The 24516-nt window shown below is 60.7% G+C and carries 23 protein-coding genes, 1 tRNA gene and 2 pseudogenes; 8 read left to right on the plus strand and 18 right to left on the minus strand.

The window, feature by feature from the left end:
* Both MHK04_RS08940 and MHK04_RS08945 read right to left on the minus strand, forming a co-directional pair.
* Complete coding sequence (locus tag MHK04_RS08940; protein WP_239208284.1) at window positions 1-900, minus strand: ABC transporter ATP-binding protein; 900 nt, start codon at window positions 898-900, stop codon at window positions 1-3.
* 1 nt (window position 901) lies between these two features.
* Window positions 902-1408: a hypothetical protein gene (locus tag MHK04_RS08945; RefSeq protein ID WP_239208285.1), complete on the minus strand. Its 507-nt coding sequence runs from the start codon at window positions 1406-1408 to the stop codon at window positions 902-904.
* Window positions 1409-1505: 97 nt separating this feature from the next.
* Here MHK04_RS08945 and MHK04_RS08950 point away from each other — a divergent pair, with 97 nt between their 5' ends.
* Window positions 1506-2303: a MerR family transcriptional regulator gene (locus tag MHK04_RS08950; RefSeq protein WP_239208286.1), complete on the plus strand. Its 798-nt coding sequence runs from the start codon at window positions 1506-1508 to the stop codon at window positions 2301-2303.
* 64 nt (window positions 2304-2367) lie between these two features.
* On the opposite strand, the gene MHK04_RS08955 is transcribed toward MHK04_RS08950, so the two are convergent.
* The 5 genes from MHK04_RS08955 to MHK04_RS08975 form a co-directional block, all read right to left on the minus strand.
* Window positions 2368-2441 (minus strand) — tRNA-Arg (locus MHK04_RS08955).
* 53 nt (window positions 2442-2494) lie between these two features.
* A complete protein-coding gene (locus tag MHK04_RS08960; protein WP_239208287.1) occupies window positions 2495-4081 on the minus strand; it encodes an alpha/beta fold hydrolase in 1587 nt (528 codons plus the stop codon).
* 119 nt (window positions 4082-4200) lie between these two features.
* A complete protein-coding gene (locus MHK04_RS08965) occupies window positions 4201-4821 on the minus strand; it encodes a LutC/YkgG family protein (RefSeq protein ID WP_239208288.1) in 621 nt (206 codons plus the stop codon).
* Window positions 4818-6323, minus strand: a complete 1506-nt coding sequence (locus MHK04_RS08970) for a lactate utilization protein B (protein WP_239208310.1) — start codon at window positions 6321-6323, stop codon at window positions 4818-4820. The genes MHK04_RS08965 and MHK04_RS08970 overlap by 4 nt, the downstream gene beginning before the upstream one ends.
* Complete coding sequence (locus MHK04_RS08975) at window positions 6323-7108, minus strand: (Fe-S)-binding protein (protein WP_049361528.1); 786 nt, start codon at window positions 7106-7108, stop codon at window positions 6323-6325. Before MHK04_RS08975 ends, MHK04_RS08970 begins: the two co-directional genes overlap by 1 nt.
* Window positions 7109-7318: 210 nt before the next feature.
* On the opposite strand from MHK04_RS08975, the gene argS reads away from it, so the two are divergent.
* From argS to thrB, 4 genes are all read left to right on the plus strand, one after another.
* Window positions 7319-8971 carry an arginine--tRNA ligase gene (gene argS, locus MHK04_RS08980; RefSeq protein WP_023021777.1) on the plus strand — a complete coding sequence of 551 codons (1653 nt, stop codon included), beginning with the start codon at window positions 7319-7321 and terminating at the stop codon, window positions 8969-8971.
* Window positions 8972-10309, plus strand: coding sequence for a diaminopimelate decarboxylase (gene lysA / locus MHK04_RS08985; RefSeq protein WP_239208289.1), 1338 nt, complete (start codon window positions 8972-8974; stop codon window positions 10307-10309).
* A 173-nt stretch (window positions 10310-10482) separates the two neighbouring features.
* The gene (locus tag MHK04_RS08990; protein WP_239208290.1) at window positions 10483-11826 is read left to right on the plus strand and encodes a homoserine dehydrogenase; all 1344 of its coding nucleotides are present in this window, start codon (window positions 10483-10485) and stop codon (window positions 11824-11826) included.
* A 24-nt stretch (window positions 11827-11850) separates the two neighbouring features.
* Window positions 11851-12780, plus strand: a complete 930-nt coding sequence (gene thrB / locus MHK04_RS08995) for a homoserine kinase (RefSeq protein WP_200287707.1) — start codon at window positions 11851-11853, stop codon at window positions 12778-12780.
* On the opposite strand, the gene MHK04_RS09000 is transcribed toward thrB, so the two are convergent.
* The 6 genes and pseudogenes from MHK04_RS09000 to MHK04_RS09015 all read right to left on the minus strand — a co-directional run bounded on the left by MHK04_RS09000 (window position 12767) and on the right by MHK04_RS09015 (window position 16401).
* Entirely contained in the window at window positions 12767-13426 is a 660-nt protein-coding gene (locus MHK04_RS09000) for a helix-turn-helix transcriptional regulator (RefSeq protein WP_239208291.1), read from the minus strand. The two genes, thrB and MHK04_RS09000, sit on opposite strands and share 14 nt — an antisense overlap.
* A gap of 38 nt (window positions 13427-13464) precedes the next feature.
* Window positions 13465-13920, minus strand: a complete 456-nt coding sequence (locus tag MHK04_RS12345) for a TOBE domain-containing protein (RefSeq protein ID WP_411350905.1) — start codon at window positions 13918-13920, stop codon at window positions 13465-13467.
* A 129-nt stretch (window positions 13921-14049) separates the two neighbouring features.
* A pseudogene (locus MHK04_RS12350) lies at window positions 14050-14466 on the minus strand (ATP-binding cassette domain-containing protein); the annotation flags it as partial.
* A gap of 75 nt (window positions 14467-14541) precedes the next feature.
* Window positions 14542-15297, minus strand: a pseudogene (locus tag MHK04_RS12355) (ABC transporter permease); the annotation flags it as partial.
* A gap of 3 nt (window positions 15298-15300) precedes the next feature.
* Window positions 15301-16065 (minus strand): molybdate ABC transporter substrate-binding protein, encoded by a 765-nt coding sequence (modA, locus tag MHK04_RS09010; protein ID WP_239208293.1) that lies wholly within the window; start codon window positions 16063-16065, stop codon window positions 15301-15303.
* A 75-nt stretch (window positions 16066-16140) separates the two neighbouring features.
* Window positions 16141-16401, minus strand: coding sequence for a DUF2249 domain-containing protein (locus MHK04_RS09015; RefSeq protein ID WP_239206808.1), 261 nt, complete (start codon window positions 16399-16401; stop codon window positions 16141-16143).
* 66 nt (window positions 16402-16467) lie between these two features.
* Between MHK04_RS09015 and MHK04_RS09020 the strand changes: the two genes are divergently transcribed.
* From MHK04_RS09020 to MHK04_RS09030, 3 genes are read left to right on the plus strand one after another with little or no spacing between them, the layout of a single operon-like run.
* A complete protein-coding gene (locus MHK04_RS09020; protein ID WP_239208294.1) occupies window positions 16468-17547 on the plus strand; it encodes a DUF8744 domain-containing protein in 1080 nt (359 codons plus the stop codon).
* Window positions 17534-18712 (plus strand): beta-carotene 15,15'-monooxygenase, encoded by a 1179-nt coding sequence (locus tag MHK04_RS09025; RefSeq protein WP_239208295.1) that lies wholly within the window; start codon window positions 17534-17536, stop codon window positions 18710-18712. The genes MHK04_RS09020 and MHK04_RS09025 overlap by 14 nt, the downstream gene beginning before the upstream one ends.
* Window positions 18713-20080 carry a multicopper oxidase domain-containing protein gene (locus MHK04_RS09030; RefSeq protein ID WP_239208296.1) on the plus strand — a complete coding sequence of 456 codons (1368 nt, stop codon included), beginning with the start codon at window positions 18713-18715 and terminating at the stop codon, window positions 20078-20080.
* Between the two features lie 214 nt (window positions 20081-20294).
* Here the strand turns inward: MHK04_RS09030 and mobA are convergent, their stop codons facing one another.
* The 5 genes from mobA to MHK04_RS09055 all read right to left on the minus strand — a co-directional run.
* On the minus strand, window positions 20295-20891 hold the full coding sequence (gene mobA / locus MHK04_RS09035; RefSeq protein ID WP_239208297.1) for a molybdenum cofactor guanylyltransferase: 597 nt from the start codon (window positions 20889-20891) through the stop codon (window positions 20295-20297).
* The gene (gene moaC / locus MHK04_RS09040) at window positions 20891-21370 is read right to left on the minus strand and encodes a cyclic pyranopterin monophosphate synthase MoaC (protein WP_239208298.1); all 480 of its coding nucleotides are present in this window, start codon (window positions 21368-21370) and stop codon (window positions 20891-20893) included. The genes mobA and moaC overlap by 1 nt, the downstream gene beginning before the upstream one ends.
* A gap of 9 nt (window positions 21371-21379) precedes the next feature.
* The gene (locus MHK04_RS09045) at window positions 21380-22579 is read right to left on the minus strand and encodes a molybdopterin molybdotransferase MoeA (protein ID WP_239208299.1); all 1200 of its coding nucleotides are present in this window, start codon (window positions 22577-22579) and stop codon (window positions 21380-21382) included.
* Between the two features lie 10 nt (window positions 22580-22589).
* Complete coding sequence (gene moaA / locus MHK04_RS09050; RefSeq protein ID WP_239208300.1) at window positions 22590-23702, minus strand: GTP 3',8-cyclase MoaA; 1113 nt, start codon at window positions 23700-23702, stop codon at window positions 22590-22592.
* Window positions 23703-23768: 66 nt separating this feature from the next.
* On the minus strand, window positions 23769-24516 hold a 748-nt coding region (locus tag MHK04_RS09055), incomplete at its 5' end, for an AMP-binding enzyme (protein ID WP_239227043.1).

Below are 24516 nucleotides of genomic sequence, written 5' to 3' on the forward strand. Positions count from 1 at the left end.
TTAGGCCTCCTCATTCTGGTTGCTAGTGACGACGTCCTGGAAAAGCTCGGTCAGGTCTGGGATCTTGCGACCGAAGGAATGCACTGGGCCAGCGGCTAGGGCAGCCTGCAGGATCGTCTGGTCATCAACGCTGGGATCTGCTTGGATTACCACGGCGTCGGGAGTTTCGGCCACCAGCTCCGTGCCCTCCGGGTACCAGCCGCGTGCTGGGGTAGCGACCTCAAAGCGCGGCGGGCCCTGGCTGCGCAGCTTATCGACGCCCCCTTCGGCCACCATGTGCCCCTTCGTCACAATGCCCACGCGGTCACATAAGCGCTGCACCAAGTCCAACTGGTGCGAGGAGAAAATGACGGGAACGCCACGGTTGGCGCGCTCGCGCAGCATGTCTGACATGACGTTGACCGCAACTGGGTCCAGCCCGGAAAAGGGCTCGTCCAGAATCAGCATGTCTGGGTCGTGGATAAGGGAGGCCGCGAGCTGTACTCGCTGCTGGTTGCCCAAGGAGAGGTCATCGAGCTTATCGTCCATGCGCTCGCCCAGGCCTAGCTGCTCAAGGAGCTCAGCGCCGGCGCGCTTGGCGGCAGACTTGTCCATACCGTGCAGCGTGCCAAGGAAGACCAACTGGCTGAGCAGCGGTTCTTTCCCGTAGAGGCCGCGCTCTTCTGGCATATAACCAATGCGGCGGCGGTTATCGTCATTAATCGGGGCGTCATCAAAGTAGACTTCGCCGGAGTCTTTCGCCAGCACACCTAGTGCAATGCGCATGGTGGTGGACTTTCCGGCGCCGTTGGAGCCGACAAACCCGAAGATTTCGCCCTCGCCAACGCTAAAGGTCATATCCCGCAGGGCTTGCGTCTCCCCGAAGGACTTATTGAGGTGGTCAATGGTCAAGGTGGGCATATTAGTGCTCCGTGTTCTGGTTGAAGGTTAGTGCGTAGCCGACGGCGGGCAGGGTGGTAGAGATGAAGAAGCTAAAAAGCAGAAAATAGCCGGCCCCAAGTAAGTATTTGGTACCAATAGTGCCGGTAATCCCTCCTCCGAGGAACCAATTTCCCACGAGGAGCGTGGCGAAACCGCCGACAAATAGCAGGGAAGTAGACAGCTTGAAGGCCCTGCGGCGCCACTCATCCAGGACCTGGGCTTCATATTCATCGAGAAAAGACAGCGGCTTGCTGTCCTTGGAATCGATGGTTATGCGCAGAATGGTCCACGGGACGCACGAGAGGACCATTGCTACAGACATGGCCAAGAGAGACCAGTAGGAGGAAAACGCTAGTGCGCAGATGAGGGAAATCGCGGAAATGGCTACGCACAGATACATAGACGCGATTAATCCACGGGTGGGGCCTGGTCGGCGGAACCGCTCGGCACGGACCTTTGTAGAAACAGGGTTGTCGTTTGCTGTCATGCACCCAAGTGTTGCATAAACCCAACACTCTGGCAAGAGATTCTGCAGATTTTCTCTGGGTTGACCCTGACGTGGCGTAAGGCGCGACAATGAAGCCATGGACGACATCGATGAAGTTCTCTATACCGTTGGCGAGGTAGCAGCGCTCTTCCGTATTACGGTGCGCACGCTGCATCACTGGGAGGCGCAAGGTTTGCTGTCACCCACGTGGCGCAGCTGGTCCAACTACCGGCTATATACCGAGGAAGACTGTGCCCGAGTGCAGAAGATTCTCATCTACCGCGCCACTGGTATGAAATTGACCGATATTAAACAGCTGCTAGATGGCGCTGCCTCCGATATAGAACATTTGCAGAGGCAGAGGGAAAGCTTGCTTGCCCAGCGCGACAACCTCAGTGAAATGCTGGCAGCGATTGACACCTTGATGGAGGATGCAATGAATAAACGAAAGCTCACTGTGGAAGAAATCGGACACATTGTCGGCGATGCTAACTTCGCCGCGCATCAACAAGAAGCTGAAGAGGCCTATGGTTCGAGCGAGGACTGGGCAATGTATCAGCAACGCACTGCCGACTGGTCGAAGCAGAACTGGAGCGATGCGCAGGCGGGTGTGGCCGAGGTAGAGGAAGAGCTGGCCCAGGCTGTAGCCAGTGGAGTGGCACCGGACTCGGAGGAGGCCCAGGGGCTCGTCGAAAAGCACCGCGCAGCACTCAGCGCCTTCTTTCCTGTAACGCCGGCAAAGCACTTCTTAATTTCCCGCGGCTACGTTACCGATGAGCGCTTCCGTGCTCACTATGAGGCGCAGCAGGAAGGGCTGGCCCAGTGGGTGGCGGACGCGATTGAGCATGCGGCTAAGGCACAAGGGGTGGATACCGCCAATCCGGAGTGGAAATAGCTAGCGGGTCGGAAGATAAATAAACCGCTGGCCACCAGAAAAACCTGGTGGCCAGCGGTAACTGTGTCCCCGACAGGGATCGAACCTGCGACCTTCGGTACCGGAAACCGATGCTCTAATCCGCTGAGCTACGGAGACATCGCTGGGAAAATTCCCAACGATGTGATTTTAGCGCATGGGGTAGTGGGGGACTAAATCAACCCGGGGGCGTCGGTGGTAGTGACTTCACCGGTGCGCAGGTAATGCAAGCCGATGTCGTCGACAACCTTATTCCCAGAGGCAAAGTGCGCATGGCCGGGGCCATGGACGGTGACCACGCGGGACTGCATCGGCTTGGAGAGGCTCGTGTGGTATTGATACGGCGTTTGTGGGTCGCCCGTTGCTTGAATCTGGAGGGGCTTGGTGGCGAGCTTGGAGCCGTCGAGAGGCGCCTGGCCGGTGACCGGCGCACGGCCACCGCAGCCCGCGCCGGAGCCGTAGAGAGAGTTGAATTGGGTGAAGGGATCAGCGCTGACGAAGTTGGACCACAGGTAGCTCGGGTATAGCAGCGGATTTCCAGGCACGGTATTTTCATTACAGACAATGAGGTTCTGCATATTCGACGCCTGAGCGAGGGACTCTTGCTGTTTGCGCAGGGCCTCCGGGTCGGCCTGCTCCGCATCCATAGGTTCGCTACCGTTGAGGTGCTTGGCAAAGGCATCCCATTGCGAAGGGGTCGGTACAACAAGGAGGCGCGTCATGTTCAGTAACGGGGAAGCTACTTGCAGGGCGTTGGGGTTTTGAATCTTCTGGCTGAGGAACTCCGCCTGCACGCGCAATGGGCCGGTGGCCGACATAATGTCCGCACCGGGCTGACCGGCAAATTCGAGGCCTGGAGGTAGGTCACCAATCTTGGCGTTCGGTGGCAAGACGGTAGGGCGTACACCTGCCTCACGAGCTACCTTTTGAGACCACTTTTCATAGACCTGCAGCGGGGTGGTGCCGAGGTGGTACTTGGCATCATTTTTGGCGATGAACTCAAAGAGATCGTGCAGTCCCTTTTCATAGCCGCGTTGTTGCGAAGCAAAAATGCCATTCCACGCCAGCTTGGGGCTCATACCGGAATCCAACAAGACCTTGCCGGTGTGCTCCGGATACTTGGTGGCATAAGCGGAGCCAAGGTAGGTGCCATAAGAAGTACCGGCGATATCAATCTTGTCCTCGCCCAGGGCGCGGCGTACCATCTCCCAATCCTCCAGGGTATTGGCGGTGGTCAAAGAATTGGTATAGCCCGGGGTGTTCTTCTCGCAGGCATCGCGAGTGATTTTTCCTACCTGCAGGCTTCCTCGGAGTGGGTCGCTGGTAGCCGTGGCATCGCACTTGACAGGGGTGGAGCCTGGAAGGCCGCGTGGCTGTACGCCGATAGTGTCCCACTCGTCGCGCACGGCCTGTGGCCACGGAATAGCGCTATTGCCGGCCCAGCCATAAGCATCGCCGCTTGGGCCACCAGGGTTTGTGAACAACGCGCCACGGCGGGCGCTTGGCTTGGCGGCGGGAACGCGCACAAAACCGACGCTAATGGTGCCGGCCTCTGGGTTGTCGTAGTACGTGGGAACCTCGATGCGTCCGCATTCGGCGTCGTCGATGTCTACCTGTTCAGGGCAGTCTTCCCAGGAAATGGTGGGCTTGGTTTCCTGCGGTGTGGGTGCAGGTGCGGCCGTGGCAATCGGTGCAGCGATGCCAATGGTCACCGCAGCAGCACCGAGCGTGGCTGCAAGCTTAGAAGAAAAAGAAAGCATGGGTTAGGTCTCCAGAATAAAAAGTTATTGGTAGACCTAGCCTATGCTTTTTTGATGCTCTTAGCATCATTTTCACAGCAGGTGGGTGCCCTCACCGGTCGGGGCGAGGGCTATGCAACCTACTTGACGATGAGGACGATGAGGTCACGCGGGCCGTGTACGCCCTCAACACGAGTGAGCTCGATATCGGAGGTAGCGGACGGGCCAGAGATCCAGGTTGCGGGCTTTTCCGGATCCATGCGGGAGATGACCTCGGGGATGCCGTAGACGATCTCATCCTGGTGGACGATACACAGGTGGCGATCCGGGACCAGGGTGAGCGCGCGACGGCCGCAGCGCTCGTCAGACTCGAGCACGATGGTGCCGGTCTGAGCGGAGGTGACGTGGGACAAGGTGACCACTGCGTCAGTCTCGTTGAGGGTGCGCGGATCGACACTCTTATCGTCCGGCTTTGCGTCGAAGCCTTCGAATAGGCTGGCATCCATACCCTCGGCATAACGGATGTCGTTGCACTCGCGGTCCTTAAGGATCTTGGCGATTGCCTGCTTCAGCTCGCCTTCCTCGGTGACGTGCACCTCGGCCTTGTAGTCCTCGAGTCGGTCAATGAGCATATCGCGCAGTTCGTCCGCGTTCAGGGTGCCTTCGTGCTGGTAGTCGCGCGGGGCGTCAACGTGGTCGGGAAGACCAGCCTGCTTCTGAGCGGAGCGGATGCGGTTTAGAATTTCCTGCTTTGCGTTCACTTCTTGGACTCCTCACGGGCCTCGGCAAGAAGTTCCTTGCCTTCTTCGGACTCGAACCACTGGCGGAAGGATTTCTTTGGTGGAACCGCAGTATCGCGGCCTTCAGACCAACCGGACATAAACAGTGGCAGGGATTCGATGGTCTTGTTGGTGCCACCCAGAATGCGGCCCAGGGCGACCATGTGGGTTGCCTTGTTCCACAGCTTCGGGTTGCTCCACAGCATCTGGATGGTCTTGAAGAGCTTCGGCTCGATTGGTGGGGTGGCGTGGGTGACCTTCTGGTGACGGTTTTCCAAAATGACGTCAGAAAGCGGAATCTTAACCGGGCAAACCTCGTCGCAGCGGCCACACAGCGAGCAAGCATAAGGCAGGCTGGCGGAAGGATCGTTGTGGTCCTTCATGCCGGTGAGCTGCGGCGTCAGGGAAATACCAATTGGGCCAGGGTAGACCGAGCCGTAGGCGTGGCCGCCGGCGCGCTCGTAGACCGGGCAAACATTCAGGCAGGCCGAGCAACGGATGCACTTGAGGGCCTGGTGGCCAATCGGGGAAGACAGGGCCGCGGTACGGCCGTTATCCAGCAGCACCAAGTGGAAGTTCTGCGGGCCATCGCCTTCAGTAACGCCGGACCACATGGAGGTGTATGGGTTCATACGCTCCGCGGTGGAAGAACGCGGCAGCAGCTGGAGGAAGACTTCCAGGTCCTGGAAGGTAGGAACCAGCTTTTCAATGCCCATGACGGTAATGAGGGTCTCCGGCAGGGTCAGGCACATGCGGCCATTGCCCTCGGATTCCACGATGTTGATGGTGCCGGTTTCTGCCACGCCGAAGTTGGCGCCAGAGATGGCAACCTTGGCCTTCATGAACTGCTCGCGCAGGAACTGGCGGGATGCCTCGGCCAGTTCGGCCGGCTCCGCCTGCAGGGAGTCATCGGTATTCGGCATCTTGTTGACGAAGATATCGCGAATCTCGGCGCGGTTGCGGTGGATAGCCGGAACCAGAATGTGGGATGGCTTATCTTCACCCAGCTGCACGATGAGCTCTGCCAGGTCAGTCTCGCGAGCGTTGATGCCCGCCGCCTCCAGGTGCTCGTTCATGCCGATTTCCTGGGTGGCCATGGACTTAACCTTGACCACATCGGTCTCGCCGGTGGCGCGAATCAGACCCTCGATGATCTGGTTAGCTTCCTTGGCATCGCGTGCCCAGTGGACAGTGCCACCGCGCGCCTTAACTGCCTCTTCGAACTGCTCGAGCAGTTCTGGCATGCGGGCGGCGACATCTTCCTTAATTGCGGAACCAGCGGCGCGCAGCTCCTGCCAATCATCCAGCTCTTCTACAGCGCCAGAGCGCTTCTCACGAATGGAGGTGGTGGCATGCTGCAGGTTGTGGCGCTGGGTGGCGTTGTTTAGGCCAACGTGTGCGAGGGGAACAAAGGCCTTGCTGCCGCGCAGGTTACCGTAGCCTTCCGGCGCACGCGGTGGGGTGGTATCGAGGAAAGAGGTCATTAGAGCATCGTCTCCTTGGAGTAGGCGGCGGAGGTAGGAGTCCATGGGTGCTCCTTGGTGGAAGCCAAGATCTCAGCCATGTGAACGGCGCGGACACCGGAACGCTGGCGGCTCAGGGCACCACCGATGTTCATCAGGCAGGAGGAGTCACCGCCGGTGACGAATTCTGCTTCGGTCTCCTTAACGTGGCGGGTCTTATCCGTGACCATCGCGCGGGATACTTCCGCATTCTTGATTGCGAAGGTACCGCCGAAGCCACAGCATTCTTCCTTATTAGGAAGGGTGACCAGGTCGATGCCCTCTACTTCTTGGAGCAGCTGCAGCGGGCGGTCGCCCAGTTTCAGGAAGCGCAAGCCGTGGCAGGAGGGGTGGTAGGTCACGCGGTGCGGGAAGAATGCGCCCACATTGGTCACGCCGGCAACGTCGACCAAGAATTCGGGTAGATCCAGGGTCTTTTGGGTGGTCTTGCGGGCGCCGTCGACGTCGGCGGAGTTGCCGAAACGGTCGGCGATGCGCTCGTGCTGTTCACGAACGGCGCCCACGCAGGAACCGGAGGCCGCAACTACGTAGTCAATAGAGGGATCTGCGAAGGCATCCGCATAGGAGCGGATCATGCCCAACGTTTCCTTTTGGTAGCCGGTATTGATGTGCATCTGGCCGCAGCAGGTCTGTTCTTCCGGGAAGACCACCTCGTGGCCCAAGCGGGAGAGAACCAGTGCCGTTGCCTTTTGTACGTCCGGGAAAAGGGCGTCACCAATGCAAGTGGAAAATAGCGCAATGCGCATACGGTGCTCCTCGTTGATTTTTGACATGGGGTAGTCACAACCTTACTCCCTTTAAGCAGTACGTGCGTAATGCGTCTCCTCGTTGACCAGCGATTATTTTGCAATATTAGTGTTGCGGAAAGTCTCTATCAGCCGTTTGTGCAGTAAAGGGGACTTTTAGGGCACGGCCCTTTTCACACTTGACTTTTCAGTCCACTAGAATCGTGCGACATGACACCAGCTGATTTGGCCACACTGATTAAAGAAACTGCCACCAAGGTCATGGAAAGCCATGACCTTGACTCCTCCGTCTTGCCCGAAACGGTAACCGTCGAACGCCCTCGCAATCCTGAACACGGCGATTATGCCACCAACGTGGCACTGCAGGTGGCCAAAAAGGCCGGAGCTAACCCGCGCGAGCTAGGAGGCTGGTTGGCAGAGTCCCTGGCGGAAAATGACGCCATTGCGGAGGCCGACATTGCCGGGCCTGGTTTCCTTAATATTCGCCTTGCTGCCGATGCCCAGGGGGAGATCGTCGCGCAGATTCTCCGCGCCGGCAAGGAGTATGGCTCTAATGATTCCTTTGCAGGCAAGAAGGTGAATCTAGAATTCGTCTCCGCTAACCCCACCGGTCCGATCCACCTCGGCGGTACTCGTTGGGCCGCAGTAGGAGATTCCTTGGGTCGCGTGCTGGAGGCATCCGGCGCGGAGGTTACCCGCGAGTATTACTTCAATGACCATGGCGGCCAGATTGACCGTTTCTCCCGCTCCCTCGTGGCGGCCGCGAAGGGCGAGCCAACTCCGGAGGATGGCTATGGCGGAGCCTATATCCAAGACATCGCAGCGGCCGTGGTGGAGAAGAATCCATCCGCCCTGGAGGGCAGCGATGAAGAAGTGCAGGAAGCCTTCCGCGCAGACGGTGTAGAGATGATGTTTGCGCAGATTAAGCAATCTCTGCATGAGTTTGGCGTGGACTTTGATGTCTACTTCCACGAGAACTCCCTCTTTGAGTCCGGTGCGGTCGACGCTGCGCTGGACAAGCTCAAGGCTGAAGGCAATATGTATGAGGCCGAGAATGCGTGGTGGCTCAAATCCACCGACTACGGTGATTCGAAGGACCGCGTGGTGGTTAAGTCTGATGGCAATGCGGCCTATATCGCAGGCGATATCGCCTACGTAGCTGATAAGTTCGACCGCGGCCATGATTTGAATATCTACATGCTGGGTGCGGACCACCACGGCTATGTGCCGCGCTTGAAGGCGGCAGCGGCCGCCTTGGGCTACGATGCCGATGCTGTCGAGGTACTAATTGGTCAGCTGGTCAACCTTTTGCGCGATGGCAAGCCGGTGCGCATGTCCAAGCGTGCGGGCACAGTTATCACCATGGAGGACCTCGTGGCCGCCATCGGCGTGGACGCCTCCCGTTACTCCCTGGTGCGTTCCTCTGTGGACCAGAGCATCGATATCGATCTCGGCCTGTGGGAATCCCAGTCCTCCGATAACCCCGTCTACTACGTGCAGTACGGCCACGCCCGCCTGTGCTCTATCGGCCGCAAGGCAGCCGAGCTGGGTGTCGATGCCGAAGGTGCGGACCTTTCCCTGCTTACACACGAACGCGAGGGAGATCTCATCCGTACGCTGGGTGAATTCCCGGCCGTAGTGGAAGAGGCAGCGCAGTTGCGCGAACCGCACCGCATTGCCCGCTATGCCGAGGACCTCGCTGCGGTATTCCACCGTTTCTATGACTCTTGCCAGGTCCTGCCCAAGGCCGGCGAGGAAAAGGCTCCTATCCATGGCGCCCGCCTGGCATTGGCACAGGCAGCCCGCGTGGTCCTGGCTAATGCCTTGACCATGGTGGGCGTAAGCACCCCGGAGAAGATGTAAATGGCGGATTTTAATGAGCTGCCCGCCCATGTCTGGCCGCGCAATGCGCAGCGCGAGGAAGACGGCGTAGTTACCATCGCTGGCGTTCCGCTGCCGGACTTGGCGGAGGAATTCCGCACCCCGCTCTACGTTTTTGATGAAGATGACTTCCGGTCCCGCTGCCAAGACATGGCGCGTGCCTTTGGCGGCCCGGAGCATGTGCACTATGCCTCCAAGGCATTCATTTCCAAAAAGATCGTGAATTGGGTCAATGAGGAAGGCCTGTGCTTGGACGCGGCCTCCCTCAACGAGCTCAAGATTGCACTGGCGGCAGAATTCCCGGCCGAGCGCATTACCACGCATGGCAATAATAAGGACGAAGAGTACCTGCGGCTGTGTGTAGATGCCGGCGTGGGTCACGTCGTCATCGATAATGAGCACGAACTCGAAGAACTCAATCGCATCGCTGGGGAAGCGGGCAAGGTCCAGCCGGTCATGATCCGCGTCAAGCCGGGCGTGGATGCGCATACGCATGAATTCATCGCGACAGCGCATGAGGATCAAAAGTTCGGAATTTCGCTAGCCACCGGTGCGGCCTTCGCCGCGGCCAAGCGCTGCTTGGAGGCAGAGAACCTGCACTTAAGCGGCCTGCACTGCCATGTGGGCTCCCAGGTATTCAACGCGGAAGGCTTCAAGCTTGCCGCTGAGCGCGTAATGGGCCTGTACCGCCAGATTTATACCGAACTGGGCGTGACTTTGGAAGAGCTCGATTTGGGCGGTGGCTTCGGCATTCCCTATATGCCCTATGAGGAGGCACTGGATATCGAGCGCGTGGCCAGCGATATGCTCGGTGCGGTCAAGTACACCGCAGAGGAGTTGGGCATTGAGGCGCCCTTCCTCTTGGTCGAGCCTGGCCGTTCCTTGGTCGCCGGCTCTGCGGTGACCGTCTACCGCGTGGGTACCGTCAAGGATGTAGAAACCGGCAAGTCCGATCTGCCCCTGCGCCGCTATATCTCTATCGATGGCGGAATGTCGGACAATATACGTCCGGCGCTTTACGGCTCGGCGTATGACGTGCGCGTGGTCAACCGCTTTAGCGATGGGGAAGAGGTGCCCTCGCGCGTGGTGGGTTTCCACTGCGAATCCGGAGATATCCTCCTTGAGGATGGCGAGCTGCCCAATGATATCCAGCCGGGAGACTTGATTGCCTTTGCGGCTACTGGCGGCTACCAGTACATGATGTCCTCGCGCTATAACGGTGCGGTGCGCCCTGCGGTCGTCGCCACGCGCGTGGGACATACCAAGCCAATGCTGCGGCGCGAGACCATCGAGGATCTTCTCTCCCTCGAGGTCGACTAGCCGGCGCCCGCAGCCCCGCCACAAAACCTAATTTAATTCAGGCCTTGTGGCGGGGCTTTTTCTATCTATGGGTCTATTTAGGGCGAAAGTAGACAGCTTGTTCTGTATAGTGTCCTGTATCCGCACTGAGCGGGAACGACACGTTAACCCCAACTTCAATATGGAGACGGACTATGGCTGCACCGACTAGTGAGCTTCAGGCACAAAAGCATTCCGGCAAAGGCGAAGGCGAGACCGTTGGTATCGCGCTGCTGGGCTTCGGCACCGTTGGCGCTGAGGTCTTCCGCCTGCTGGGAGAAAATGCTGATGCCTTTGCTCACCGCATTGGCGGCCCAGCCGAGATTCGCGGCATCGCCATCCACAATAAGAATAAGCTGCGCCCAGGGGTACCCCAGGAGCTATTGACCGATGATGCCAAGGCACTTGTTGCGCGCGAGGATATCGACCTTGTAGTTGAGGTCATCGGCGGCATTGATTTTCCGCGCGAGTTGGTCCTCGCCGCGCTCAATTCCGGCAAGTCCGTGGTTACCGCAAATAAGGCCTTGGTGGCCGCGCATGCGGATGAGCTGGCAGAGGCCGCTGACCGTGCCGGCGTGGACCTTTACTTTGAGGCTGCCGTGGCCGCCGCCATCCCGGTGGTGGGCATGTTGCGCCGCTCCTTGGCCGGTGATCAGGTAGAGCGCATCTCCGGTATTGTCAACGGCACTACCAACTTCATCTTGGATGCCATGGAGTCCACGGGTGCCTCTTATGATGAGGCACTGGCCGAGGCCACCCGCCTGGGCTACGCCGAGGCTGATCCCACCGCGGATGTTGAGGGCCACGACGCTGCCTCCAAGGCCGCCATTATGGCATCTTTGGGTTTTCACACCCGCGTGAAGTTTGAAGATGTGCACTGCGAGGGCATTACCAAGGTCACGGCCGCGGATATCGCGGCGGCTAATGACGCTGGTTATTCCATCAAGCTATTGGCCATCTGCGAGCGCCTCCAGCGAGAGGACGGCTCCGAAGCCGTCAACGCCCGCGTACACCCCACTTTGGTGCCCAAGGAGCACCCGCTGGCTTCTGTCAGCGAGTCCTATAACGCCATCTTCGTCGAGGCCGAGGCCGCAGGTTCCCTGATGTTCTACGGCAATGGCGCGGGTGGCAATCCTACGGCTTCTGCCGTGCTTGGCGACGTCGTCGGTGCAGCCCGCAATATCGTCCACGGCGGCCGCGCACCGGGTGAAAATACCTACGCCAATCTTCCTATCGCCGACTTTGGTGAGGTGGAAACCCGCTATCACATCGATATGGAGGTACAAGACCGCACCGGTGTGCTCGCGGCTATCTCTACGGCCTTTGCCAATAATGGCGTATCCCTGCGCACGGTACGCCAAGAGGACGGCGAAGATACTGCTCGCCTCATCGTGGTCACTCATGCTGCCAAGGAAGCCACCCTGGACAAGATCGTGGCTGACTTGGATGAGCTAGATGAGGTCAAGGCCGTCCATTCCGTAATCCGCCTCGGCAGCTAGCCCGACGCAATAGACTGAATAGCTATGAGTATCGAAGTTGAAGTCGGCACCAAAGCAATCGTGACCGTTCCCGCTTCTACGGCGAATCTTGGCCCCGGTTACGACACCTTGGGCATGGCGCTAAGCCTTTATGACACCGTCGAGGTAGAGGTCACCACCTCTGGGCTGGAGGTAGAGATTTTTGGTGAGGGCGCAGAAGACCTGCCGCGCGATGGCTCCCACCTAGTGGTTAAGGCGATTCGCTCCGCGCTTTCGACAGCCGATGCTACCGTGCCGGGCCTGCGGGTGGTTTCGCATAATAATATTCCGCAGTCGCGTGGCTTAGGCTCTTCCGCCTCTGCCGCTGTGGCGGGCGTGGCCGCTGGCAATGCACTGGCGGGAAGCCCCCTTACACAAGAGCAGGTGGTGCAGCTTTCTTCCGCTTTTGAGGGCCACCCCGATAATGCGGCCGCCTCCGTGCTGGGTGATGCCGTGGTGTCGTGGACCAATGTCCCCGTCGATGGTCACTCCTTGCCGGACTATCGCGCTGCTTCCATCAAGGTGCATAAAGATATTCGTGCCACCGCGCTCGTGCCGGATTTCCACGCGTCTACCCAGGCGGTGCGTCGCGTTTTGCCGTCGCACGTGACGCATTCGGATGCGGCGTTTAACGTCTCGCGCACCGCGGTGCAGGTGGCTGCATTGCAAAACTATCCGGACCTTTTGTGGGAAGGCACTCGCGATCGCCTGCACCAGCCGTACCGAGCGGATGTGCTTCCTGTGACCGCGGAGTGGGTCAACCGTCTGCGCAACCGAGGATACGCAGCCTACCTCTCCGGCGCCGGTCCGACCGTAATGGTGCTGCATACCGAGGACATCGATGAGAGCATTCTTGCCGACGCCCGCGAGCAAAGCCTCCGCGTCCTCGACCTCGCCATCGCCGGCCCAGTCAGCGTGGAGCTTACGCAGGCTTAATTTCCAGCCTGCATACGTTGTGCGGCTGGCGCGGTACCAGGTTAATGGTGGTGCCTTCATCGGTAGTTTCTTGCAGGAAGCCAGCGTGTACCGCGCAGAGGAATGGTGAAGGCTGGAGTCCCGAAGACACAAACGGGCAGGCACGGAGCTCCATGTCGGTAGAGTCTGGCTGCATGGCGGGGTCAAAGCCCATATCGCGCAGCGTGGAAAAGAGCGTATCGAGCGCGCGGTGGGGGCCCTCCGCGCCTGCAGCGCGTGCCCAGCGGCGCCCGATCTCGATGGCCTTGGCGGACGCGGCGTCGTCTAGGTCTTCCTTGCCCGCCAGCATGGTGGTCAGCACTTCTACCAGGGTGATGTATTCCTCTGCCACGGTCTTATTGTCTGGGACGCGGACTTGGAAAATCAGGGAAGGGCGTCCCCGGCCCTTACTCGGCGCGGATAGCACGTTTATAGCTCCGGCGTTGACCAGCTCATCGATGTGGCCACGGGCGGTGTTGACGTGCATGCCAAGCTCCTCGGCCACGGTGCCAGCTTTGGCGCCATTGGGGTGGCGTTGTAAGGCTGCGAGTACCTCGCGTTGCTTTGGCGAGAGATTGAGGGCCTCGGGGAAGAGTTCGGTGGTGGGCCGGGGTAGTGAGTCAGGCATGGTAGGAAATCCGCCTTGGGGTCTGCATAACAGAGAGTTTATTTGGGGTGGACAAAAACGTTTGCTGTAGATATTGCCAAGGATATGGTGCTACCCACCGCAAAACCTAAAGCAGACTCGCGATCTACCGGTACGGTGGCCTCGTAACCGCCCAGGTCCACGCGCAGCTGAGCGGCTGCGAGGCTGGTGGCCTCTACCGCTAGGACTCGCACAGCCCACTGGTTACAGGCTTCCGGCACGGCACCGATGGTGACCGCATGCGGATCGAATGTCACCGCCACCTCCTGCCCAGGCTGAACAGGTGCGTATTCCGTCGTTGCCAAAATAGTAATCTCCCCGCAGGCGACCTCCACAGTGGAGGCATCTGTGGCGGTTACCGTTCCTTCAAGGCGGTTAAGCCCCGCGAGTGCTGCAACGAAGCCAGTCGGCGGGGCATTAAGGAGCCGCGCGGTAGCGCCGTGCGCTCGCACCTGTCCGGCTTCCATGACCAGCATGTCTTGCGCCAGGTTCGCAATGTCGAGCGCGTTATGGGTAACGAGCAGGGTGGTCCTATCCTCGCGTGCCGCGTGCAGAAAGTGGCGCCACCTCTCAGCCGATTTCACGTCGACTGCGGCAAGTGGCTCGTCCAATATGAGAACGGCTGGTCGCGCGGCTAACGCGCGCACCAGGGCCACGTGGGCGGCCTGGCCGCCGGAGAGGGCTGTTACTGGGACGTCGGCAAGCTCGTGCAATCCTGCTGCCGCGAGAAGCTCCTGCGCACGGGTCCTATCGCGGGTAACCATGGCGACCGCTTGCTGGGCCGTCGAGCGCGGCGGCAAGCCCGGCCGCTGGGTGAGTAAGACGATGCCGGTTGCGCCTGGAGAAACCTCACCGCCGCTTAGGCGCCCAGCAATGCGTCCCATGAAAGTGGTCTTTCCGGAGCCGTTCGGGCCCACCACGGCCGTAATGGCTCGCGGAGACAAAGCCGTGCGCACGCCTTCGACCGTCACGGATACCGCCTGCGCATTCGTGGGCTGGGTGAGCTCGCGGAGCTTGTCCACGTCCAGTGAATGCAGCTGCCTTGCCTGCGGCTGGTAGCGCCGCCTGCGCAGGGCCGGCAAGCCCGCAAGCGCCAGGCAGACCAAGGCCAGCCCGATAAGCAGGGCGGAGAGCACGTAGGCGCCGTCCGCGTCGACCTCGCGCTCTAAGTAGATGCCCAGCGGCATCGTGCGGGTAACCCCTGGCTGAGAGCCGGCAAAGGTCAGTGTCGTGCCAAATTCGCCCAATGAGCGCGCGAAGGCCAGCGCCGCGCCGGTAGTTACAGCCGGCGCGATCGAAGGAAGGGTGATCTTGCCGAGTATCTCCCAACGCCCCAAGCCCACGCCCCGCGCCGAAGCGAGGATTTCCTGGTCTAGTTGGCGCAGCGCCGAATCGACCGCTACCACCACAAAGGGCAGTGCCACGAAGGTTTGCGCCACCACGACTCCTGGGAAGGCGAAGGCGAGGTGGATGCCCAGGGCGTCGAGAAGCGGGGAGAGGTAGCCCTTGCGCCCTAAGGCTGCGGTAAGGGCCAAACCGCCGACCACCGGTGGCATAGCCAGAGGAAGGTAGACCAAAAGACGGATAATGGTGCTGCCGCGACCGAGCTGCTGGACCCATAATGCCAGGCCCAAGCCCATTACGAGCGCGAGCAGCATGGATTGGAAAGCCGCCGCCACGGAGATGAGCAGCATGTCTCGAATCTCTTCGCGGCCAAGGTAATCGCTGATGCGCGCCCACGGCACCCGCAGCCCGAGAGCTGCCACGGGAACAATGATGGTAGCTACCGCAATGAGACCAATGAGGCCGATAAGCAGCGGGGCCTTGGGGAGGACAGGCTGAGGGGCGGACATAGACTACTTCGCTGGGCTGAAGCCAAGGTGGTGCCAGGTGGAATCAAAGTCGCTGGCCAACAAATTGAGCACCGCCCGGGCCTGGTCGGGATGAGAGGCGTCCGTGGCAACGGCGCCCAGGATCTGATTAGAGAATTTCTCCGCCCCAGGAATATCAATCACCTCAACATCATTGCCGGCCGCAGCGGCGTCGGTGGAGTAGACCCATCCAGCATCGGCTTCACCCGAGGCCACCTTTCCTAAAACATCCGCTACCTGGCGCTCCTGGGAGGAGGGGTGCACGTCCAAATGCTGGTCATCGATGATCTGGGAGGAAATATCGCCGCAGGGTACTTGCGGATCGCAGAGCACGAAGTGGTGGGCGTGGGCGAGATCCTGCACAGAATGGATTCCCGCCGGGTTTCCTTTAGGTACCACCATGACCATGACATTCGTGGCGAGCACCTCGGGGGCGGTCACGGTTCCATCCTGGACCGCCTTATCCATGGTCTTTTTGGAAGCCGTGAGGAGAAGATCGGCCGGGGCACCCTCGCGCAGCTTGCTCACCAGATCGGAAGAGCCGCCATTTTCAAAGCTCAAATTCACCGGAGATTCGAGCTGGCCCGCGCGCTGGGTAAGTTCCTCATTGATAACGCGGGTGGATGAGGCCGCCAGTACATTGAGCGTGGGATCCGCCGTATCCTGCGGCGAGGTTACTGACGTGTGCGGAGCGCAGGCTGAAACGGCGAATCCCAAGGCAACGAGGAGTGCGGCGATGCATCTTTTCATCTGCGGAGAGCTCCTTTTCGGCTTCTTCGGCGACGGGCTTGACCTACCTAGAATAGCCCTCCGCCGGACAAAGGTTTAGCTCACGCGAGTGAACTTGATATGGAAGTCGTTTTCTTCTTCCTGGAGGTAGTCGAGCTCGAACTTCTCCTCGCGGGACTCGACCTCTTTGAGCAGCGGAATGGGGTTGTGCGGGGCGATGAGGATCATGGACTCTCCCACGTTAAGGGTGCCCAATGCGCCATGGATGGCACCGTGGCGGACGGCGTGCGGAATTTCTGAGGCGTTGAGGGTGGGGATGGAATGCGGCTTATTGGCGTCGGAAATGGGCAGCTGCATGGCAAGTAGTCCTTTCTACTGGGGTGCGAGTTTCGCTCTGACCCCAATATTAGTACGATAAAACTCGTGCAAAATAATAGCGTGGCGCATCGCCTTATTTTTCTCGCCTGTGCAGGGGTATCCCTGCTGGTTGGGCTGGGTGCGGGCGCCTCCCTCCTGGGTTTGAACGCCACCCCGGGAGCATCCTTTGCTGCCGACCACGGGCCGCTAATGGTCTTTGGTTTCGTAGGCGGAGCCATAGGCCTCGAACGCGCCGTCGCCGTGCGCACCACGTGGGCCTGGGTGGGGCCTGTATGCCACGTCGCTGGCGTGCTCAGCATTCTTATCGGCCTACCGCGTGGGGTCGCAGCCATGTTCTTTGCCGCCGGATTCCTTTGCCTTGGCTGCATCTATGCCACTATCTACCGCCGTCGGACGAGCCTCGCGATTCTGGTGCAGGCAGTCGGCGTCGTTGGGGGAGTAGTCGCCGCCGCCCTCTGGGCCATGGGGCCGGGGTTTGCTACAGCGATGCCGCTGTGCGCACTTTATGCCGTGGCCACCATCATCGGCGAGCGCATGGAATTAGCGCGCATAACCATGGCCGGAACGCGCGCCGAAAATCAGCTCACCCTCTTAGTGCTGGGGCTGGCGGCAGTAAGCGTTATCTATATGCTTTCCCCGGCGGTGGGCTATCGCGCTATGGGGCTGGTGCTGATCGCTATCGCCGCGGCCACCGCGCGGGTGGATGTGGCCAAGAACTTGGTGCGCTCACAAGGATTGCCGCGCTATTCGGCGGCATGCATGCTGGCCGGCTACGCCTGGCTCGCGCTCGGCGGGTACTTGTGGCTGATCTATGGCGAGGCTACCAGCTTTGCCTATGATGCCTCGGTGCATACCATTTTCTTGGGCTTTGTCATGTCCATGATTTTCGCGCACGCGCCCATCATCGTCACCTCTGTTATTCGCCGCCGCTTGCCGTACCACAAAGTGCTCTACGTACCTGTGGGGCTTTTGCATGGTGGCCTTGCGCTGCGAGTCCTTGCAGATTGTGCCCAACACACCACAGCGCTCCAAAGCGGCGGGGTGGTTACCATTATTGCGGTAATAGGCTTTCTTGCCTGCGGCATTACCTTGACCAGCAAGGAGGCGCGACGTGCGCATTCATGACATTTCACTGGCCGCGCGCGGCCGCTGGCATATTTTGACCGCAGCCCTTATCGCAGGATGGATCCTTGTCGGCCTCGGCCTGCTCATCGCTAGCTCCTTGGGCGCACCCGTGGTGTGGTGGGATATCATCCACCCCTTCACAATTGGCGCGCTGACCACGGCGATCATCGTCTTTTCCACCCACTTCACCGAGGCCTTGACTAGGACTGCGGGTGGGGACTACCGGGGCGTCGGCAGTCGCGTGGCACTAGTCCAGATCGGGCTTATCTTGTTGCTCATCGATAGGGCGGGGTATGACTGGGGCCCGCTTGCCGACGTCGCCTCAACCCTCATCATCGCCGCCCTCGCCTGGCATCTGTGGTTCGTCGCGCGGCGCCTACGCGGCTCATTGTCTGGTTCTTTTGCCGTGACCGTGCCCTTTTATATCGCCGCTAGCGTGTTCATGATTGTCTCCGTAGTACTCGTCATCCTCAGCGGCAACAGGGTAGGCGAGTACTCCCTCCTCATCGGCGCGCACTCGCGCGGTATGGTCTGGGGATTTGCCTGGCTGACCGTCATCGGCACGGTGGTCACGCTGCTTCCCACGTTGTCTGCCACTGCGATTTCCTCCACCGCCCGTGCAAGATGTACCCGTGCGCTCATCGTGCATTGCGTGGGGCTGGGATGTGCGATGGCACTATACGCGGTAGGCCTCACCCGAGCTGCAGGCGTGGCCCAGCTGCTCGTGGTCTTGGCAGCCCTGCTCATCATCCAGCCGGTACTCGCTACCGTCATGGGGCGCTCACCACGGCTGACCACCGCCACCGTTGCCGTCATCGCCGGCCTGCTGTGGATGCTGGCGTTGTGCGCCGGTGATGCCATCTCCGCAGCCGTCGGAGCCTACCCGCGCACCATCACCTTGGTTGTGCTTCCCGCCTTCCTCGGTGCTGGCCTTTTGCAGCTGGTGACCGGTGTCCTACACCACCTGCTGCCCATACTTACCGGGGCGCGCCCCAATACCGCGGACCGCACCGGTTACGCTCGTCTGCTGCTCATCAACCTGGGCGGACTACTTAGCTTGCTGGATGCTATTGCGGCCGGGCTTATCATGATGGGGATAGGTCTTGCCGCCAATATCTTCGCCGTTGGCCGAGCCCTTTACTTACAGAAAAGACTGGAGAACTAAATGCTGAGCGTTTCTTCCTCACAACCCGCGGACAAGCCCGCCTCCAAGGACTCATCTTGGGCTTCGTGGCTACTCATCGGTATCGCGTTAGCGGCAGTTATCGCACTCGCGGTGGTCAATTCCACCGGCAAGAGCTCTCAGTCCGCTACGCCTGTAGCCTCTGGTGAAACGCAGACCATTGACGTTGGTGTGGATGGCATGGCCTTTACGCCCTCGTCTATCGATATCGACCCTGGAACCCATCTGGTGGTCAACTTCACCAACTCGGGTGACCAAGTCCATGACCTGAAGATAGGTGATGCCGAGACCGGCCGCGTCGATCCCGGCGAGACCGTCCAACTTGATGCCGGAGTCATCGACTCCTCCGCGGAAGGCTATTGCACCATCGCCGGCCACAAGATGCAGGGCATGACTTTTAAGGTCAACGTCGGAGATGGCGCCGCTGCAGGGCATGACCACACGGTGGCTTCTGCAAGCAACCCCCACGTGGACGTGCCTACCGCCGCTGAACTCGGCACCCAGCGCGAAGGCTTTTCCGCCTTTGACGCCACCTTGCAGCCTGCCGCCGAAACGAAGACGCACAAAGAGACCTGGACGATGACCGAGAAGGTCGTAGAGGTCGCCCCCGGCATCAAGCAAATGCGTTGGCTCTTCAACGGCCAAGCCCCAGGCCCGACCCTGCGCGGAAAAGTGGGCGATAAATTCGAAATCACCATCAAAAACGAGGGCTCCATGGCCCACTCCATCGACTTCCACGCCGGCGAGGTCAACCCTGATGAGACCATGAAATCCATCCAACCGGGTGAGGAATTGACCTACAAATTCACCGCGCATCGCTCCGGCATTTGGATGTATCACTGCTCTATGATGCCCATGTCCCTCCACATCGCTAACGGCATGGCCGGCAACGTCATCATCGATCCGCCGAACCTGAAGCCCGTAGACGCGGAGTATAACTTCATGGCTACCGACGTCTTCCTCGGTGAGGAAAACACTGGTGCCGATGCCCAGCGCGTAGCCGACGGCCGCTTCGACCTCATGGCCTTTAACTATTATCCCGGCCAGTACGATGCAGAACCCATCAAGGCCAAGGTGGGCGATACTGTTCGCCTGTGGCTGACCAATCTAGGCCCCGACCAGCCGCTGAGCTTCCACGTTGTGGGCGAACAATTCGATACCGCCTACAAGGAAGGCGCTTACCTCATCAAGAATGAGGACTCCACTGGTTCGCAAGCGCTTGACCTGCTTCCAGCGCAAGGCGGATTCGTCGAAATGACCTTCAACGAGCCGGGCACTTATTCCTTTGTGAATCACATCATGACAAACGCGGAGAAGGGGCAGCACGGAAAGTTCATCGTTACGGAGTAGGCCAGCCTCGCTCGATACACCCTTCGCGCTCACCATGAAACAAGTTTCATAAATCCGCGGCTTCACGGTGATCACGAAGAGCGGGGTAGTTCTGCAGCTTCCCCTTCGCGCTCACCGGGACGGTGATTTCGTGCTACCCGCGGCTGCTAGTGAGCGCGAAGGGTGGTGGGAAGAAGACCCTTACCCTTGCCGCTCACCAGTGCGGTGCCGTGGCCTAGTTCAGCGAGCTGCGGTGAGCGCGAAGGGGGAGGGCAGGGTCCGGGAAGCAGAGCAGGGGGAGCTCGCGCAATTCCGCGTGTGTGTCGTAGTCGCGTTCGGCGCCGGTGCCAGGGACCTCGACAAAATTCACACCGCGGATGAGGCGGCGGACGGAGACGTTCCTAGCCGTAGGAAGGGATTCGAGCTGAGTGTGGAGCGCGGGGGCGTGCCAGAGGGAACACAGCGGCTGGAGGTAGCCGTCGGCGGCGCGGGTGAGTACGGCATCGGCCGTGGAGGAGGCGAGGGTCGAGCGCAGACGGGGAAGCAGTAGCGGCGAATCGGGGGCATCCACGGCGAAGAGGACAAGTTCGGTGCAGTGGGATAACGCTTGTGCGCCGGCCGCGATGCCAGCGACGGGACCACCGTAGAGCGGGGACTCGCACACCTGGGGTAGGCCGAGATAATGCGGTGAGACGGCCACGGCCGGGGTGCCGTAGGGGAGCTGGGCGAGCAGGCGGTCTATAAAACGTGTTCCGTGGGCGGAAAGAGAGGCTTTATCTGTGCCGCCCATGCGTCGGCCGTGGCCACCGGCGAGGATTATCGCGCCGAGCATTAGGCCTCCGGCAGGGTGCGGGACCAGTCCCCGGAGCGGCCGCCGGATTTCGCCACGATGCCGCAACGGCGGATATAGGCGGAGCGGTTCACGCCCTTGACCATGTCGATGATGGCGAGCGCGGAAACATTCACGGCCGTAAGCGCTTCCATTTCCACGCCAGTGCGGTCGGCGGTGCGGACGGTGGCGGAGATGGAGACGTGGTCGTCGGCAAGCGTGAGCTCCACAGCGCAACCGTGCACGCCGATGGTATGCGCTAGTGGAAGCAGCTCGGGGACCTTCTTGGCGGCGGAAATGCCGGCGATGCGGGCTACAGCTAGGACATCGCCCTTGGGCACCGTGCCGTCGCGCAAAGCGGTCATGACCTCGGGAGAGCAAGCGACTTCGCCCTCGGCCGTGGCAGTGCGCACGGTGGGTTGCTTCTCGGTGACATCGACCATGTAGGCGGCGCCGTCAGAATTTAGGTGGGTAAATTTCATGGTTGCTCCTTAATACAGATAAACGGTGGTCTCCTCACCCAAGGCGGGCGGCTCGGAGGAGATGAGGCAAAAGCCATTGGTACCGGCGAGCGATACGATGCGATGGCCGCCGTGAGGTAAGTGCGACGTAATGGCGGGCTCCGCCTGGAAGTCTACGGTCACGGGCACAATGGTAGGCCGGCCGCGGGAGGTCGGGAGGGGCGAGTCTACGCGGGCGCGTAGGTGGACCTGCTCGCGTGGCGCGGGGTGACCAGAAAGCGCGGCGATGAGGGGACGAGCATAGAGCTGAAAATCTACGAAGGCAGCCACGGGGTTGCCGGGCAAGCATAATATCGGGGTGCCTTTCCAATTGGAGTAGCCCTGTGGGGCGCCCGGGCGCTGGTCGACGTGCCCGAACCACGCGGAATCCGTGCGCCTCAGCACAGTATGGACGACGTCGAACGCGCCGGCCGAAACGCCGCCGGAGGTGATGATGAGGTCGTGGGAGGAGGCAAGCTCATCCAGCGCGGAGGCGAGGTCCGCAGGGGCATCACCCACGTGGACGTGTGCGTCTGCGCCTGCAAGGGCAGCGAGCATGGGGCCGTTGGAATCCGGCAGCTGGCCGGGAGCGAGCTCTGTTGGGGAAGAGACTAGTTCTTCGCCAGAAGAGATGATCGCTATGCGTGGGCTGCGGTGGACCGAGACGGAATAAACGCCAGCGGAGGTGAGAGCGGCGATTACGGCGGCGTCGACAAGCGTGCCTGCTGTGGCCACTGGCGCGCCGGGCTGGATATCCTCCCCGGCGGCGCGGATATGTGACTTGGTGGGAGCATCGGTGATGGTCACCTCGTCTGGAAGCGCTACGGGGCCGGCCGGGGTGGTGGTATTTTCCACGGGCACGACAAGCATTCCTGCGGTATCAGCTACCGGTGCGCCGGTCATGATGCGCACCGCGTGTCCCGCGGGGACCTCGGTAGGGGCGGCACCGGCTGGTACATCGCCGGCGACGGGGAGTGTCCATGGGCCGGGGGAGGGAAGATCCGCGGCGTGGACGAGGAAGCCATCCATCGCCGAGTTGGCGTGGGGCGGCACGGGAAAGCGCGCGGTGGCATCGGCGGCGAGGACGCGGCTGATGAGGGAGGCATCGACGGCGGCTGACTCGGCCGGCAGGGGGGATGCCAGGGTGAGGACGGCATCGAGGTGCGCGGAGATGCTGCGGGGCGTGGACATAAAAATAAGGTTAGCCGCCGATGGCAGACATCGGACGGTCCGGTTGCAGAAAGCCTTCGTCATCGATGCCATGGCCAGGCTTTTTGCTCCACATTTCCCCAGCCCAGGCCTCCATGATCTCCTCATCGCTGGCCCCAGAGCGCAATAGTTCCCGCAGCGGGGTTTCGGAATTGCCAAAGAGGCAGTTGCGCACGGCGCCGTCGGTAGTCAGCCGCGTACGATCGCAGTCGCCGCAGAAGGGGTGGGTGACCGAGGCAATGATGCCCAGTGTTCCGCGCGTTCCATCCGGAGCAGTGGCCTCCCACAGGGCGGCGGGGGCAGATCCCCGCGGTTCGTGGGCGGGCTCCATGGAGAAGTGGGTGCGCAGGCGGCCAAGGATATCTTCGGCCGTTACCATGTCCTCGCGGCGCCATTGCTCGCGGGGCCCAAGCGGCATCTGTTCGATGAAGCGCAGCTGAGCACCGTGGCGGACGGCATAGTCCGCTAGCGGGACGATGTCTTCTTCGTTGACCCCGGGCATGACCACGGCGTTGATTTTGATGGGGTGGAGGCCTGCGGCATCCGCAGCGGCGATGGCCTGGAGCACGTGATCAAGGCGGTCGCGGCGGGTGAGCGCGGCGTAGCGCTCGCGGTCGATGGTATCGAGCGAGATATTGATGCGATCGAGTCCGGCTGCGGCGAGGGCGCCGGCGCGCTTTTCTAGGCCAAGCCCGTTGGTGGTTAGCGCGGTGGACGGGGATCTCCCCTGGTCGGTGCGCAGCTCTTTAGTGGCGGCAATAATCTTTTCCAGCGACTTACGCAGCAAGGGTTCGCCGCCGGTAAAACGCACTTGGCGGATGCCCAGCTTGCCGACGCCAATTCGAATCAGTCGGATGGTTTCCTCATCGCTCAAGGTCTTCTCTGTGGGCATCCACTCTAAGCCTTCGGCCGGCATGCAATAGGTGCAGCGCAAGTTGCAGCGATCCGTGAGGGAGACGCGCAGGTCGCGGGCTTGGCGGCCATAGCGATCCAGCAGTGCGCGCGTGCCATCAGCAGCCGAGGCGGGCAGATCCGCTGGCGACTGCGCCCGGACCACGGTGGGCAGGGGCAGGGAAACTACGGGTCGCTGCGTGGAAGAGGTCATCGGTGCCAGTCTAAGAGAGGGGATGAGGTACACCAAGCTGCAACGGCTTAGAGAAGGATATTATTCCTAGTTTTCCCGGCTTAAATCGGTGGCTTTGGTGGCAGCGAGGCGCTGCGATTCGCCTGGACCCTTGAGCCGGATGATGTTGTACTCGCCTTCTGCCAGGTGGGTGCGCAAATCCTTCTTATCGAATTTGCCCACGGAAGTTTTATCGATGGACTTTACAAAGGTCCAGTACTCCGGCAGCATCCAACTCGGCAGCTCCTTGCGCATGCTGGCGCGCAGGCGCTCTGCGGTTTCGATGGTGGGAGAAGCACCTTCTGCCAAGACGGTAACGGCCAGTGGGCGCTCGACCCATTGCTTATCGGGATAGCCGATAACGGCGGCTTCGACGACGAGTGGGTCAGACATGATGAGGTTTTCCAGCTGGACGGAATAGATCCACTCGCCGCCGGAGCGGATGACATCTCGGGCGCGGTCCTCTACGGTAAGGAAGCCGTCCTTGGTGACCGAGCCGACATCGCCAGTGCGCAGCCAGCCATCCGCGGTGAACTTGCCCTCTGCAGCCTCGACCTGCTTGCCGCGAAATTCGGAGGCGATTTCGCCCGGCTCAGCGGTAGGCGAGTGGTAGTAGGAACCGGTGACCAGGTTGCCGCGTACCTGCAGCTCGCCCGCGTTGCGGTCGGTTCGGGCCACAACTTGGCCGTCATTGACCACGCGGTATTCCAGCGAGGCGGGGATGCGACCTTGAGAAATGCGGTAGGCCCACCGGGTATCGCCCGAAGCGCCCTGAGGAGGGCGGGCGATACCCGGT

The sequence above is a fragment of the Corynebacterium nasorum genome (genome assembly GCF_022345765.1).
Taxonomy (GTDB): Bacteria; Actinomycetota; Actinomycetes; order Mycobacteriales; family Mycobacteriaceae; genus Corynebacterium; species Corynebacterium kefirresidentii.

Coding starts and splice junctions, on each gene's coding strand:
- MHK04_RS08940 (WP_239208284.1), bottom strand. CDS start 900: ATGCCCACCTTGACCATTGACCACCTCAATAAGTCCTTCGGGGAGACG.
- MHK04_RS08945 (WP_239208285.1), bottom strand. CDS start 1,408: ATGACAGCAAACGACAACCCTGTTTCTACAAAGGTCCGTGCCGAGCGG.
- MHK04_RS08950 (WP_239208286.1), top strand. CDS start 1,506: ATGGACGACATCGATGAAGTTCTCTATACCGTTGGCGAGGTAGCAGCG.
- MHK04_RS08960 (WP_239208287.1), bottom strand. CDS start 4,081: ATGCTTTCTTTTTCTTCTAAGCTTGCAGCCACGCTCGGTGCTGCTGCG.
- MHK04_RS08970 (WP_239208310.1), bottom strand. CDS start 6,323: ATGACCTCTTTCCTCGATACCACCCCACCGCGTGCGCCGGAAGGCTAC.
- MHK04_RS08975 (WP_049361528.1), bottom strand. CDS start 7,108: ATGCGCATTGCGCTATTTTCCACTTGCATTGGTGACGCCCTTTTCCCG.
- argS (WP_023021777.1), top strand. CDS start 7,319: ATGACACCAGCTGATTTGGCCACACTGATTAAAGAAACTGCCACCAAG.
- lysA (WP_239208289.1), top strand. CDS start 8,972: ATGGCGGATTTTAATGAGCTGCCCGCCCATGTCTGGCCGCGCAATGCG.
- MHK04_RS08990 (WP_239208290.1), top strand. CDS start 10,483: ATGGCTGCACCGACTAGTGAGCTTCAGGCACAAAAGCATTCCGGCAAA.
- thrB (WP_200287707.1), top strand. CDS start 11,851: ATGAGTATCGAAGTTGAAGTCGGCACCAAAGCAATCGTGACCGTTCCC.
- MHK04_RS09000 (WP_239208291.1), bottom strand. CDS start 13,426: ATGCCTGACTCACTACCCCGGCCCACCACCGAACTCTTCCCCGAGGCC.
- MHK04_RS12345 (WP_411350905.1), bottom strand. CDS start 13,920: ATGCTGGTCATGGAAGCCGGACAGGTGCGAGCGCACGGCGCTACCGCG.
- modA (WP_239208293.1), bottom strand. CDS start 16,065: ATGAAAAGATGCATCGCCGCACTCCTCGTTGCCTTGGGATTCGCCGTT.
- MHK04_RS09015 (WP_239206808.1), bottom strand. CDS start 16,401: ATGCAGCTGCCCATTTCCGACGCCAATAAGCCGCATTCCATCCCCACC.
- MHK04_RS09030 (WP_239208296.1), top strand. CDS start 18,713: ATGCTGAGCGTTTCTTCCTCACAACCCGCGGACAAGCCCGCCTCCAAG.
- mobA (WP_239208297.1), bottom strand. CDS start 20,891: ATGCTCGGCGCGATAATCCTCGCCGGTGGCCACGGCCGACGCATGGGC.
- moaC (WP_239208298.1), bottom strand. CDS start 21,370: ATGAAATTTACCCACCTAAATTCTGACGGCGCCGCCTACATGGTCGAT.
- MHK04_RS09045 (WP_239208299.1), bottom strand. CDS start 22,579: ATGTCCACGCCCCGCAGCATCTCCGCGCACCTCGATGCCGTCCTCACC.
- moaA (WP_239208300.1), bottom strand. CDS start 23,702: ATGACCTCTTCCACGCAGCGACCCGTAGTTTCCCTGCCCCTGCCCACC.